This is a genomic window from Vibrio sp. R10-SG-ISO4 (genome assembly GCF_059834135.1).
In genome coordinates, this window is record NZ_JCBDHJ010000015.1 from 115,555 (window position 1) to 128,446 (window position 12,892).

The 12,892-nt window shown below is 51.4% G+C and carries 13 protein-coding genes; 7 read left to right on the plus strand and 6 right to left on the minus strand.

Going from position 1 to position 12,892, the window contains the following annotated elements; all coding sequences use genetic code 11:
* Positions 1 to 43: 43 nt before the first annotated feature.
* Positions 44 to 1,219, minus strand: coding sequence for a formate-dependent phosphoribosylglycinamide formyltransferase (gene purT, locus AC6R03_RS09270; protein ID WP_500632189.1), 1,176 nt, complete (start codon positions 1,217 to 1,219; stop codon positions 44 to 46).
* Positions 1,220 to 1,406: 187 nt separating this feature from the next.
* On the opposite strand from purT, the gene AC6R03_RS09275 reads away from it, so the two are divergent.
* Complete coding sequence (locus tag AC6R03_RS09275; RefSeq protein WP_500632190.1) at positions 1,407 to 2,636, plus strand: cyclic di-GMP phosphodiesterase; 1,230 nt, start codon at positions 1,407 to 1,409, stop codon at positions 2,634 to 2,636.
* 149 nt (positions 2,637 to 2,785) lie between these two features.
* On the opposite strand, the gene cdd is transcribed toward AC6R03_RS09275, so the two are convergent.
* From cdd to AC6R03_RS09300, 5 genes are all read right to left on the minus strand, one after another.
* A complete protein-coding gene (cdd, locus tag AC6R03_RS09280; RefSeq protein WP_500632192.1) occupies positions 2,786 to 3,673 on the minus strand; it encodes a cytidine deaminase in 888 nt (295 codons plus the stop codon).
* Positions 3,674 to 3,879: 206 nt separating this feature from the next.
* A complete protein-coding gene (locus AC6R03_RS09285) occupies positions 3,880 to 4,557 on the minus strand; it encodes an LrgB family protein (RefSeq protein ID WP_500632222.1) in 678 nt (225 codons plus the stop codon).
* Complete coding sequence (locus AC6R03_RS09290) at positions 4,557 to 4,922, minus strand: CidA/LrgA family protein (protein WP_500632193.1); 366 nt, start codon at positions 4,920 to 4,922, stop codon at positions 4,557 to 4,559. Before AC6R03_RS09290 ends, AC6R03_RS09285 begins: the two co-directional genes overlap by 1 nt.
* Positions 4,923 to 4,937: 15 nt before the next feature.
* Positions 4,938 to 6,362 (minus strand): exodeoxyribonuclease I, encoded by a 1,425-nt coding sequence (gene sbcB / locus AC6R03_RS09295; RefSeq protein ID WP_500632194.1) that lies wholly within the window; start codon positions 6,360 to 6,362, stop codon positions 4,938 to 4,940.
* Between the two features lie 182 nt (positions 6,363 to 6,544).
* Positions 6,545 to 7,171, minus strand: a complete 627-nt coding sequence (locus AC6R03_RS09300; RefSeq protein WP_500632223.1) for a Rossmann-fold NAD(P)-binding domain-containing protein — start codon at positions 7,169 to 7,171, stop codon at positions 6,545 to 6,547.
* 510 nt (positions 7,172 to 7,681) lie between these two features.
* Between AC6R03_RS09300 and AC6R03_RS09305 the strand changes: the two genes are divergently transcribed.
* From AC6R03_RS09305 to AC6R03_RS09330, 6 genes are all read left to right on the plus strand, one after another.
* A complete protein-coding gene (locus AC6R03_RS09305) occupies positions 7,682 to 8,293 on the plus strand; it encodes a flavin reductase family protein (protein ID WP_500632195.1) in 612 nt (203 codons plus the stop codon).
* 1 nt (position 8,294) lies between these two features.
* Entirely contained in the window at positions 8,295 to 9,323 is a 1,029-nt protein-coding gene (gene cobT / locus AC6R03_RS09310) for a nicotinate-nucleotide--dimethylbenzimidazole phosphoribosyltransferase (protein WP_500632196.1), read from the plus strand.
* Positions 9,323 to 10,132, plus strand: a complete 810-nt coding sequence (locus tag AC6R03_RS09315; RefSeq protein WP_500632197.1) for an adenosylcobinamide-GDP ribazoletransferase — start codon at positions 9,323 to 9,325, stop codon at positions 10,130 to 10,132. Before cobT ends, AC6R03_RS09315 begins: the two co-directional genes overlap by 1 nt.
* On the plus strand, positions 10,129 to 10,689 hold the full coding sequence (cobU, locus tag AC6R03_RS09320; RefSeq protein ID WP_500632198.1) for a bifunctional adenosylcobinamide kinase/adenosylcobinamide-phosphate guanylyltransferase: 561 nt from the start codon (positions 10,129 to 10,131) through the stop codon (positions 10,687 to 10,689). Before AC6R03_RS09315 ends, cobU begins: the two co-directional genes overlap by 4 nt.
* An 8-nt stretch (positions 10,690 to 10,697) precedes the next feature.
* A complete protein-coding gene (locus AC6R03_RS09325; RefSeq protein WP_500632199.1) occupies positions 10,698 to 11,381 on the plus strand; it encodes a histidine phosphatase family protein in 684 nt (227 codons plus the stop codon).
* A gap of 423 nt (positions 11,382 to 11,804) precedes the next feature.
* On the plus strand, positions 11,805 to 12,833 hold the full coding sequence (locus tag AC6R03_RS09330) for a succinylglutamate desuccinylase (protein ID WP_500632200.1): 1,029 nt from the start codon (positions 11,805 to 11,807) through the stop codon (positions 12,831 to 12,833).
* The last annotated feature ends 59 nt before the right edge of the window (positions 12,834 to 12,892 follow it).

A 12,892-nucleotide genomic window follows, 5' to 3' on the forward strand; every position in this document is an offset into this window, starting at 1 on the left:
ACCAGAGTTTTTTATTACTTAAATAGAGGCAGGCGTGAACCTATCAGTAAATCACCTTGATCTTACTGGCCGCTTCGACGGCGCTCTCGATGGCTTGCTCAATGGTGTCACGGCGTGTAATCGCAACGCCAAGACGGCGGCGACCGTTGATATCAGGTTTACCGAATAAACGCAGCTGGGTTTGAGGCGCGCTGAGTGCCTGTTGCATGCCTTCAAAACGGATGTCTTGTGAGGTGCCTTGACCTAACACGACGGCAGATGCGGCAGGGCCGTATTGAGTAATGCTGCTGATTGGCATGCCGGTAAACGCGCGGACATGCAGTGCGAATTCTGAACTGTCTTGTGACATCAAAGTGACCAGGCCGGTATCGTGTGGGCGCGGCGAAACTTCATTAAAAATCACCGTGTCGCCTTTGATAAAGAGTTCGACACCAAAAATGCCGTAGCCGCCTAATGCATCGACAACGCTTTGCGCCGCATGCTGCGCCGCTTTTAGCGCCTTATCCGACATGATTTGTGGCTGCCAAGACTCACGGTAATCGCCATCTTCTTGGCGATGGCCAATTGGGGCGCAGAAATGAACGCCGTCAACGGCGCGTACCGTCAGTAGGGTGATTTCGTAATCAAAATCAATATAGCCTTCAACAATCACGCGACCTGCGCCAGTGCGGCCGCCATCTTGAGCGTATGCCCAGGCTTTTTCGATGTCTGCATCTGTCTTAATGACGCTTTGTCCCTTACCCGATGAACTCATCACAGGCTTGCACACGCATGGCAGACCGACCGCTTCAATCGCTGCGGTGAATTCGTCATAGTTGTCGGCAAATCGGTATGGAGAGGTGGTCAGAGAGAGTGTTTCTGCGGCTAAGCGGCGAATGCCTTCGCGGTTCATGGTCAACTGTGTGGCTTTCGCACTCGGCACGACATTGAGACCACGCGTTTCAAGCTCCACCAGCTTGTCGGTTGCGATCGCTTCAATTTCTGGCACGACATAGTGAGGCTGCTCTTTGTCGATGATGGCTTGCAGTGCGTCGCCGTCAAGCATGTCTAGTGTGTAACTGCGATGCGCGACTTGCATAGCAGGGGCATCTTCATAGCGGTCACACGCGATGACTTCTAAGCCCAGTCTCTGACACTCAATGGCGACTTCCTTACCCAGTTCACCTGAGCCGAGGAGAAGAACACGCGTTGCATTTTGACGAGTCGCTGTACCAAACATAATCAACCTTTTAGAGATGTAGAATTTGGCGCTGATCATACGAGGATAGATCTCAAAAGGCAAACGTTTGCGTCCATCTCAATTTTGTGACTTATATTAGGACTCTTGCATGTATTTGTTGGGCATGTAGCATAAATCAGAGTTATAATCTTAAAGTGACTTGTTGTAGAGTAATCATCAAATAAGAATGCAATACGATCCTAATAATTCCATCAAAATTCCAATCGACACTCTAACCGTCGGTATGTTTGTCACCGCACTGGAAGACAACAAAAAGGTGAACCTAGCAAATGCTGGGCGCGTGCCGTCAGAGCAAGCCGTCAATCAACTGATCAAAAATGGTATCCAATTCGCTTGGGTTGACGAAAGTTTGTCTGCTAAAGGTTGCACTTTTAAACCCGTGCAACAGCCATTCGATGACTCGCACAACATTTCGCCACCTGCGGCGGTAGAATCGGTGAAGACCGAGGCAGTTAAGCGTAAAGCCAAAAGCCGTTTTTCCATGCAGAAGAAAGCGAGCAATATTATTCGTGAAGCCAAAGGGCTCGCTCATCGCGTATTGACCCAAACTTTTGATGGTAAAACGGTCCATGTCGATGAGTTTGATGATTGGGCGGAAGATTTGATTGAATCGGCGCTGGTGGACTCCGATGCGCTGCAATGTGTTTCAGCGCTGCGCAACAAGGACGAGTATCTATTGGAGCATTCGGTCAATGTGGCCACCTTATTGGTGACCTTTGGTAAACATCTGCAATTGCCAAGAGAGATGCTCAAAGAGATGGCGATCGGCGGCATTATTCATGATGTGGGCAAAGTGAAGGTGGATGATAAGGTGCTGCACAAACCGGCACGCTTAACACCGGAAGAATTTGAGCACATGAAGCTTCATCAAGTGTTTGCGAAAGATATGATCATGTCCGTGACTGGGCTCAGTGATGTGAGCCGTGATGTCTGTCTGATGCATCACGAAAAACTGGACGGCAACGGCTACCCGAATGGCCTTAAAGGGGATGAAATTCCACTGCACGGTCGCATGAGTTGCATTGTGGATATCTACGATGCCCTCACCGCGGATCGCGTCTACAAGCGTGGAATGAGCTCGGCAGAGGCGTTTAAAATTCTATTGAGCCTCACGCCCAATCACCTCGATCGTGACTTGGTGTATAAGTTCATCAACTGTATCGGTATGTACCCAGTGGGGGCGTTAGTCGAACTCAGTGATGGGCGAGTGGGCATCGTCTGGACATCCAATGAATCTGAGCCGCTGAAACCGGAAGTGAAGTGCTTTTACTCGCGCAAGAACAAGCGTTATGTTGATGTGGCTTTTGTCGATCTCAAGCGCAGCAGTGTCAAGATTGCCAAAGCGATTGCGCCAAGTCAGCTAGAAGTGGATGCGACGCCGTTCTTTGACGTTTGATGCATCGATAGTGAGCCGCTACTTTTCGTTGTAGGCAGAATAGGTCTTCGCAGACAACACTGCCACCGTAAACAGAAAAAGCGCCTTTTACTCACGTTATGTGGATAAAAGGCGCTTTATTATCGAGCACAATTTGTCGGCGCTAAAGCTTAGATCGCAAGATAGGTCAGCGGAATATCTGGTCCTAATACTTCAAGGGTCGCTTGCGTGTCGGCGAGGTGGCTGATTCCGCCTTCGGCCATCTCTGCCAAGGCACCAGATTCAATGTCGCTGAAGGATTTACCGGCCATCAACAGTTGAATTAACGCGACTTGCAGTGGTGGCAAGCTTGGGTTGAACGCAGCGTTTTCAGCGTACGCACCGAGATAGGTCGACCCATCGGTGGTTTTGAGTGCGACACCGCTCAGGTTGTGAGTGTAAGGTGAGTGGCTCATATTCAGCGCTTTCAGAGCCGCTTGTACCAACTCGTCACCGTCTTCACTGTGATAGCCGTGATTGACCTCAGACATCAAACCCGACTCAATGCCGAGATCGCTAGGGCCAAAGGCTTCTGGCAGATAATCGTGCAGAGTCTTGCCTTCACGTTCAGGCAATTGAACCGTGAGTTCTTTTGCCGTCGACAGTTCATTCATAAACTGACGACAGTGGCCACAAGGGCTGTAGTTGATGGTGATGTCAGAAATGCCTTGCTCGCCTTTCATCCACGCGTGGCTGATGGCACATTGCTCGGCGTGTACCGTTTGACCGAGTTGCACACCGGCAATCTCAACGTTGGCACCGAAATATAAGCGACCCGTTAAGCCGCGCACAATCGCGCCCACGTAGAATTTAGACAGGGGGGCGTAGGAGAACGCCGCCGCGACAGGCAAGAGCATCACTCGCGTATCAGCATCGTTTTTACCGCTGATGTTTTTAAACTGCTCAAATTGGTCGGCTGACAGGGTGGCATCAAATGACTCGCTCAGCACGATGGGTTTGAGGTAATCGGCAACGTCGCTAGGGAGCTGTGTCAGGGCTTGTTCTATGCGGCTGGTCATAGTGAATCCTTTGTTGTTATTTCAGAGTCAAGCTCGATGCTAGGGAAAACATAGCTAGGTTGTTGACATCTTGTGATACTGGACAATCATTCTATGCGACGCACCAAACAATACAGTGATAAAAATCACACTTACGTTTGTAACGAGTGCAAATTTGCTGATAGATGAGTGATGTCACACAATTCTGGCGCACTGTCTAGCCGCAGCTAGTGCGATAACCAGAGTGCCAGAGCAAAAAATGACGGTGCCAATATGGAGGTGATCACGCCACATACCACCAGAGCCAGAGAGCTAAACGCCGCATCTTGCGCGTTTTTCTCCGCACAGGTCGCGGTGCCAAGGGCATGTGAGACAGTGCCCATGGTCAGACCCTTTGCAATTGGGTGGGTGATGTTTAACAGCCCATAGATAGGGTAGGCAAAAATCGCCCCAAACAAGCCGACCAATAGCACCAAAATCGCTGCAATCGCGGGTTCGCCACCCAAATGGCTAGAGACTTCCATCGCAATCGGTGTGGTTACCGATTTGCCGAGTAAACTGGCGATCAAGGTTAAGTCGGTGTCTAGGCTAACGGCAATCAGACTGGCCGTCGCCATTGACAGGACGCTACCCACGCCGCATGCCAACATAATGATGCGCCAATTGGCCCGAATTTGAGGGAGCTGCTCATACAGTGGGTAGGCCAAGGCCACAACCGCAGGCTGCAGCAGGAGATTGATCCAGTGATTGCTTTCGTAATAGGTTTCAAAAGGAACGCTCAGCCAAGTCAGAAGCGGGATAAGAACCGCTAGGCTGACCAGCAGCGGGTTCATTAACGGTGAGTTGACTCTACTGCACACCCAACGCGCACTCAAAAACACCACCACAGTCACGAGTAGCCACATCATTGGTTGCCTCGCTTAAGCAGGCGATCGAGCATCCAGCCCAGAGAGATGAGGACAATCGCCGTGCCACCAATCGCACTTGCCAGAATTGGCCACGCATTGTGGTAGAGCAGATCGAAGTGTTCCATCAAGCCGACACTGATGGGCACAAACAGCAGTACCATATAGCGAATAAACAGCGTCGCACCGGGTTTGACCCACTTTGAGGGCACCAAGCCGCTTGCCATCAAGCAGAACAAAATAAGCATGCCGATGATGCTGCCGGGAATCGAGGTCTTCAGCCATTGCTGAATATTAAGACCGGCGATCAGGCAGAGAAAAATCAAGCCAAATGAGATGAAGTAGTGCAATAAAGTACGAGGCATAAGAGCGGTGTTGCCTTAAGAGACCAACTGTTGAACGTATTGATAGACCGATTTTAAGATAGCGACTTTCTTTTCGTCACTTTCATGTTCATGAACTAAGTTTTCCAGATTGATCATGTAATTTTCAATGCGACTTTCGAAGTACTCGCGGCAATGCGCCGCCCACTGCTGCTGCTCTTTTTCATCCAATGTCCATGGGTAGTGGCGTGCGCGGTAGCGAAATAGTAGCGGGGCGATGCGTGGATCACTGAATTCAATGTCTAGACCTGCGAGTTGCTGCGGTTCAGTTTGGCGAATGATCTCCATGGCTGCTTTGTCGGCAGGAGAAAAGAAACCGTCATACAACTGAGTATCCACGTCGGATGACGCGGCGTACTCTCTTTCAATACTGTACAAGCCAATCAACTTTTCGCGGATTTCTGGGTGTTGGCGAAGCGTGGCTAGGTTTTGTAAGCACTGCTCGCGGTCGATGCCAATATGAGCGGCATTGTCCGCCGTGAGGGTTTTCGCAGGGGCGAGAATTGGGCACTTATTGAGATGCACCAGTTTGACCGGCACGGGCAGTTCATCTGGCCCTAGGTCGTCTCGCTTGGTGTACAAACGCGTGTTGAGTGCGTCGACATCAAGATCCAACAGTGGCTGAGGATCTTTGGCTAAGTCCACCATGATAACCGCGTTTTGGTTGGTCGGGTGCCACGCCACTGGAACCATCCAACTGGTGTATTGGCACTCTCGGCCTAACATGCCGGAGACGTGCATCAAGGGGGTCATGTTGACAATATCGATCAGCTCATTGAGTTTGCGTTTGTGGCGCATCGACAAAAAGTAATCAAACAATTTGGGCTGTGCGGCTTTGATTTTTTTTGCCATCTCAATGGTGGCAATCACATCCGCCATCGCGTCGTGCGCGTTGGCGTGTTCAATGCCATTGGCGACCGACAAATGTTCCAACTTAAAGCTAATAAAGCCTTCTTCGTTTTCTGGCCACTCGATGCCTTCAGGTCGCAACGCATGACAAGCGCGTAGCACATCCAAAAGATCCCAGCGAGAGTTGCCGTTTTGCCAGCTCCACGCATAGGGATCAATAAAGTTGCGGTAACAGGTATAGCGCGTCACTTCATCATCAAAACGAATGCTGTTGTAGCCCAAGCTAATGGTATTGGGCGTCGCCAATTGCGCGTGAATCTGAGCGATAAATTCAGGTTCTGGCAGCCCTTTACTGACCGCCGTTTGCGGCGTGATACCCGTGATGAGCGCCGCTTCTGGCGCGGGTAAGTAATCGGCAGGTGGCTGACAGTAAATCACCAGCGGCTCACCGATGATGTTGAAATCCATATCGGTGCGTACGCCTGCAAACTGGCTCGGCCTGTCTTTGGCAGGGCTGGTTCCCCAAGTCTCATAATCAAAGAAGAAAAACGTCGGTTGATTATCAGATTGCATGGGTTCTCCAGAAATTGCGTGCGATTGACGTGAAGTATCCGTCAAGAAAGGGCGCGCAAGCAAGGGAAATGGCGAAAAACTTTCAAGCTAGGGCAATGGGTGACGATTTTCTGCGCGTCAGGACAAATCAAGGACAATAAGGACCCGACGGCCAACGTAGAGGCGCTACGAGTCATCGACTGCTAACGATAACGCTCAATCAGCGCCAACATATCTGGGCTTTCGAGGACGCGGATTCTGCTATGGCCTTTTTCTTTTGCAAACAGTGCGTAATGCATGGCTCGCGCGACGTCACTGGCATGAATGGGAATCAGCTTGCGCAATGGGCCTATCATAAGTGGGCGCGCCACTTTTAGCACCGCTTGCAAAACCAGTTCATCATTTCTTGGCTTATCTCTTAGCCCCACTAATGGACCAGGGCGAAAGAACACCACTTGCTCAAACCCCATACGCTCAATGGTCAGTTCCATTTTTCCTTTACAGCGTAGGTAATGAGACAGTGAGCGCGATGACGCGCCATAACTCGAGACAACCGCGAGACGCGTCACGCCAAGCAGTTTCATTTCGCTCGCGACCTCACACACCAGTTTGACGTCGACGTGTTCTAGCGCCTCTTTAGAGCCTGCCTGCTTGCGTGTGGTGCCTAAACAAATGAAGCCATAGGTGGGGGTCGGTTTGTCGTCTGTCCACGTCTGTACTTCCAGTTCAGGGTGAATCAGCGTCTTTAATTTGGGATGAAAATAGGGCAAGGCTTTACGAGATAACGCGTAAATAGCCTCGATCGGCTCGGCCTCGAGCATCTGCTTCATTAGCTCGTTGCCAATTAGGCCCGTGGCGCCTGCCGTGATGACGACAAGCGGTGCACGTTCGTTGGGGTTGTGTTCAGTCTGGTTCACCGTCAGCCTTGCATGAATTCGAGGAAGGTGAACGAAGAATCCTACAGGATCAGTGAAAAGTCTATGATCTCATCCTATCTTTCGCGATCTAATGTGTATTTGTGTCCTTGTGTGGAAGAACCGGGGTTAGGTGAGTGAGAAAGGTAAGCGACGAGTGCTTTTCTTGGGTGAGGACGAGCCGTTTTTGGGTTTACTTGAACGTCGATTTGCAATCATACAGACCTCCTTGCGCTCTACGTTACTGATCAAAAGCGTTCTACGTTATTGATGAAAATATAGTACAAATGGAGAAAAATACCAGTTGAGGTCAATAAAACCGATGAATTGACCAGCAAATGGTCAATCACAACAGGGGCGGCGGGTGTTCAAAACGGTATTTCGCGGTACACTGACAAAAATTCAATCTCACCATAGGGATACGTGATGAACATTGACTTGACGACCATGCCGCCTGCGGACATTTATCATTTGATGACGCAAACGGTGATTCCCAGACCCATCGCTTGGGCACTGACGCAATCAGGCACGCAAAACTATAATTTGGCGCCGTTTTCGTACTTTACGCCGATTTCTAGTAATCCACCGCTGTTGATGTTTTCGGTGGGCAAAAAGCCCAGTGGCGAGATCAAAGACACGACGCGCAATGTACTAGCAAACCGAAAAATGGTGGTGCATATCGCTCATCAGGCGCAAGCCGAGTCGGTGACGCAAACCGCCGCAACCCTAGAGCATGGTGAGTCAGAAGTGGCAGCCACCGGTCTTGAGTTGGTTGGCTTTGACGGTTTTGAACTGCCTCGGGTGCAAGGTTGCCCGGTGGCGTTTGGTTGTTCGCTGTTTGAAGTCAAAGAGATCGGTGATACCCCGCAAAGCCTTATTTTTGCCAAGATTGAGCAGATTTACCTTGATCCTAATATCGTGACAGAAGAGGGCAAACGCCTGACGATTGATGCTCTGTCGCTCAACCCACTTTCCCGTCTCGGGGGCAGCCAATACGCTTTGACCCGTGACGTTTTTTCTGTAGCTAGGCCCAAATAACATGTTAAACCACGCTTTTTCTGACGCCATTTGGCACCGTATCAACCAAAAAACCAAACCTCTTGGCTCGCTTGGCTTGCTTGAGTCAGCCGCCCATCAATTGGCGCTGATACAAAGCAGCAAAGCGGGAAAACTCGCGCAGCGCATCACGCTCAACCAACCTGCTGCTATCGTCTTTGCCGGCGATCACGGGATTGCCGATGAGGGCGTCAGCATTGCGCCTAGCGCTGTGACGCAGCAAATGGTGCTTAACTTTTTAGCGGGTGGCGCTGCGGTGAACTGTTTCTGCCGCGCCAACGATGTTGCGCTTACTGTCGTTGATTGCGGAATCTTACTGCCTGTGGAGTCTGACTCGGCGCAGTTTATCTCTCAGCGTCTTGGCGAGAGAACCCACAATTTTGCCGAGCAAGCTGCGATGAGTTCTGAGCAGGTCGAGAACGGCTTGCGTCTGGGGGCGCAGGTGGTCGATAAGGTGATCGCATCTGGTTCTGAGCTGGTGATGTTTGGTGAAATGGGCATTGGTAACACCAGTAGCGCGGCGGCCCTGCTGAGTGCCTTGACCAAGGAGCCGGTTGAGCGCTGCGTCGGCCGCGGAACGGGCATCACCGATGAGCAGTACGAGCGTAAAGTGGCGCTGGTTGCTCAAGGTGTTGCGCGCTGTGACGGTCTAGACGTGAAAGAGATATTGGCCGAGGTCGGCGGGTTTGAGATTGTGCAGATGGTTGGCGCTTTCTTGGCGGCGGCTAAAGCGAAAGTGCCGGTGCTAGTTGATGGTTTCATTGTCAGTGTGGCAGCGTTGGTGGCAAGCGAACTTGAACCTTCAAGCCGAGAGATGATGATTTTTGCCCACCGCTCGCATGAGTCGGGTCATCAATTGTTGCTGCAAAGACTGGAAGCTTTGCCGCTGCTTGACTTGCAGCTGCGCCTAGGTGAGGGCACTGGCGCGGTATTGGCCGTGCCTTTGCTGCGCAGCGCCGCCGAGTTCTACAACACGATGGCGAGCTTTGAAGAAGCCGGAGTAACGGTCTAATGTGGCGCGCGAGCAAATATCAATGGCAACTGTTTTGTTTGGCGTTGGGATTTTTCTCGCGTCTCCCTATCCCGTCTTCGACGCCTTATAGTGAGGCGCGCATGAACCAAGCCGGGCGTTATTTTGCGTTGGTCGGCGCGATTTTGGGCGCGTTGTGCGCCTTGGTGTATGGCGCAGCGCAGTGGTGGCTGCCCAGCAGTGCGGCGCTGTTTGTCATGATGGTGTTTAGCTTGATGCTCACAGGCGCCTTTCATGAAGATGGCCTAACGGACATGGCGGATGGTATTGGCGGCGGCATGACCACCGAGCGCCGCCTTGAGATCATGAAAGACAGCCGCATCGGTACTTATGGCGCCAGTGCACTTATCATGGCGCTGTTGGGTAAGTTTGTTTTGCTGAGTGAACTCATCGAGCAAGTGAGTCAAAGTATCACTGCCATCGGTGTGATCCTTATTGTCGGCTATACCTTGAGTCGTGCGGTAGCCGCCTCATTAATTTTCGATATGCCTTATGTCAGCGATCTCAGTGGCAGTAAAAGTAAGCCCTTGGCACAGCGTCAAACTCGGCTTGAATTAGGCATTCTCCTTATGACGGCGGCAGTGCCTTGTCTGTTTTTATCCGCAGGCGCGGTACTAGCGCTAGTGATTGTCGCTGTGGTGTTTCGCTTTGGTTTTAAACGCTGGTTGCAGGCGCGCCTCGGCGGCTTTACTGGTGACTGCTTGGGCGCGGCGCAGCAGATCATGGAGTTGCTCTGTTATCTCACGTTGCTTGCGCTCGGTGGCCCCATTCTCACTGGAGGTGCAGGGTGACGATTCATTTGGTGCTTGGCGGCGCTCGCTCAGGCAAATCGCGCTTTGCCGAAGCGCAAATTCGCTCGCTGTGTGAAGCGGGTAACGCCGCGCTGGGGAGTGAGGTAGTCAAAAAACACTACATCGCCACGGCAACTCATCTCGACCAAGAAATGGCCAGTCGGATTGCGCACCATCAAGCTCAGCGCGTCGGTGAAGGGTGGCACCTGCATGAGTGTCCCACTGAGTTGAGTGAGCAACTGGTCCACTTTGGTCAGTACGATGTGGTGCTGATCGATTGTTTGACGCTGTGGCTGAACAATGTCATTTACAACGGCGGCGAGACGTTCAGCGATGAAAACACCCAACAACGCGTGGCGCAGTTAGTAACGAGCATTCAGCGCTGCCGCGCGGATATTATCTTAGTCAGCAACGAAGTAGGGTTGGGCGTGGTGCCATTGGGCGAAATCTCGCGCCGCTTTGTCGATCATGCCGGTTGGATGAATCAAGCCATTGCCCAAGTGGCAGACAAGGTGACGCTGGTGGCCGCTGGTTTGCCTGTTTCATTGAAATCGTAGGAGTGCGGATGTCTTCAATCCGAGTCTCGCTTGTTCGTCACGCCAAAGTGGATGGCAAGCCTGCTTTGTGTGGTCATACGGATGTGGCGGTGGCGGCGGAGCGCCAACAGGCGTTCGCGCGTGCGTTGGCGGACAATGGATACGCTTTGCTGCCGATCGTCACCTCACCCCTGCGTCGCTGCGCTGATCTTGCTAAAGCCCTGCAGGCGTTGGGTGAAGAGCAACAAAGCGCCGCCAGTCCACTCACCCATTCGGTCTCAACCCCAGTTACGGTCCCTGTGACGATAGAGCCTCAATGGCGCGAGATTTCGTTTGGTCAACTCGATAGCATTCCTTTTGATGAGGTGGGTGAGCAGTGGTCTGCACTGGAGGCGTTTTGGCAGCATCCGGCTCAGCACCCGTTACCCGGCGCAGAAACGTTAGAGCGTTTTTATCATCGCGTCGTGAACGCTTGGCAAGCGTTTGTTGCTGAGCTTTCACGCGATACCTTGGTGGTGATGCATGGCGGCACGATTCGGATGATTTTGGCTTATGTGCTTGGACTCGATTGGCAAAATCCGGCGCTGTTTTCAACCTTGCATATTGAGAACCAATCGATCACGCAGCTTGAGTTTTACACCGATGAGAGCGGTCAGGTCCAAGCTCAGCACGCACGGGTACGAATGATTGGCGCGCCGCTAGGGACTGGGTAAGGGTTATCTCTTAATCGCTTAAGGCTGTCTTGTCACCGATAGCGACTTAACAATGGCGAGCTGGTATCAAGTCACATCAATCGATACGCAATGGGCTGCATTTAAGCACACAAAAGCGCATCGAAAGACGCAAAAGAGGATGCGTTTTATTGTGATTCGATTACACTGCCTAAAGCTTGGCGCGTTTTCAGAATGGGACGACGGCGCGTCATGAACAACCTCTTTAAATGATTGAAGTTTTTACGTAGCTGAACGGGGCGCCGTTCGGTTGCCTGCACAGTGAGTCTTGTGGGTAGGGTGATGCCCAGTTGATGGATAATTTTCGATGAAGCACACAATTGGTGTCGATAAGTTTGATCGCTTCTACATAAATTGTCGGTTCAATTCATTAACATACACCGCTGTGCAATAAAGGAGTAGCGCATGACGAAATCCCTCTTTCGCCAATCTTTTCTTTTTGACAGCCTCAATGTCGATCAAGAGATGCCTGTGGGTGAAATGACGGTCGCCAATGGCGTCGTTTTCCGGCTTCATCAACGTGGCGTTTTGGAAGTGATTCCTGCCGACTTTGATGAGACCACCAAGCATATTGTATTGTCTACCGGCATTCATGGTGATGAGACTGCACCGATGGAGCTCATTGACAAGATTGTCGATGACATTCAAACAGGTTTCCAGCCGGTCAGGGAGCGTTTGCTGCTGATCGTTGCCCATCCGCAAGCCACCAATGCTCATACTCGATTTATTGACGTGAATCTGAATCGTTTGTTTGACGATAAAGACTACGAACCGAGCATTGAGCTATCGATTGCTAATGAATTGAAAGATGTCGTAGGGCGCTTTTACCACGGCACTGACCCTGCCGCCCGTTGGCACTTAGATCTGCATTGTGCGATTCGTTTATCGAAGCACTATACCTTTGCCGTCAGCCCGAAAGTGCGACATCCGGTGCGCAGTAAAGCCCTCATGGATTTTGTCGCCAGTGGCCACTTAGAAGCCGTGATGTTTTCAAACGCTCCCTCTAGCACCTTTAGTTGGTTCAGCGCAGAGAATTTTGCGGCGCAAGCTCTGACGGTCGAACTGGGGCAAGTGGCCAAAATCGGTGAGAACGAACTGGGCAAGCTGGTTGCGTTTGATTTGGCGATGCGCGATTTGATTTCACGCAGTAAAGCAGAGCACTTACCGCGTAAGCCGACTATGTATCGCGTCAGTCGTACTATCGTTCGCCTGCATGACGATTTCGACTTTTTGTTTGCCGATGACGTTGAGAACTTTACTGCGTTCAAACATGGCGAAGTGTTTGGACATGATGGCGATAAACCGCTGCTGGCGAAAAACGAAGGAGAAGCGGTCGTCTTTCCAAATCGTCATGTCCCGGTTGGACAGCGCGCGGCACTGATGGTCTGTCCGGTAAAAGTCCGCTACGAAGAGGATCAGGTCGTTTACGATTAATCGTCTTCTAACACTTTTCATTTTAGTGGCTTAGCGTTATCGTTAGGCCACTGTTCTTT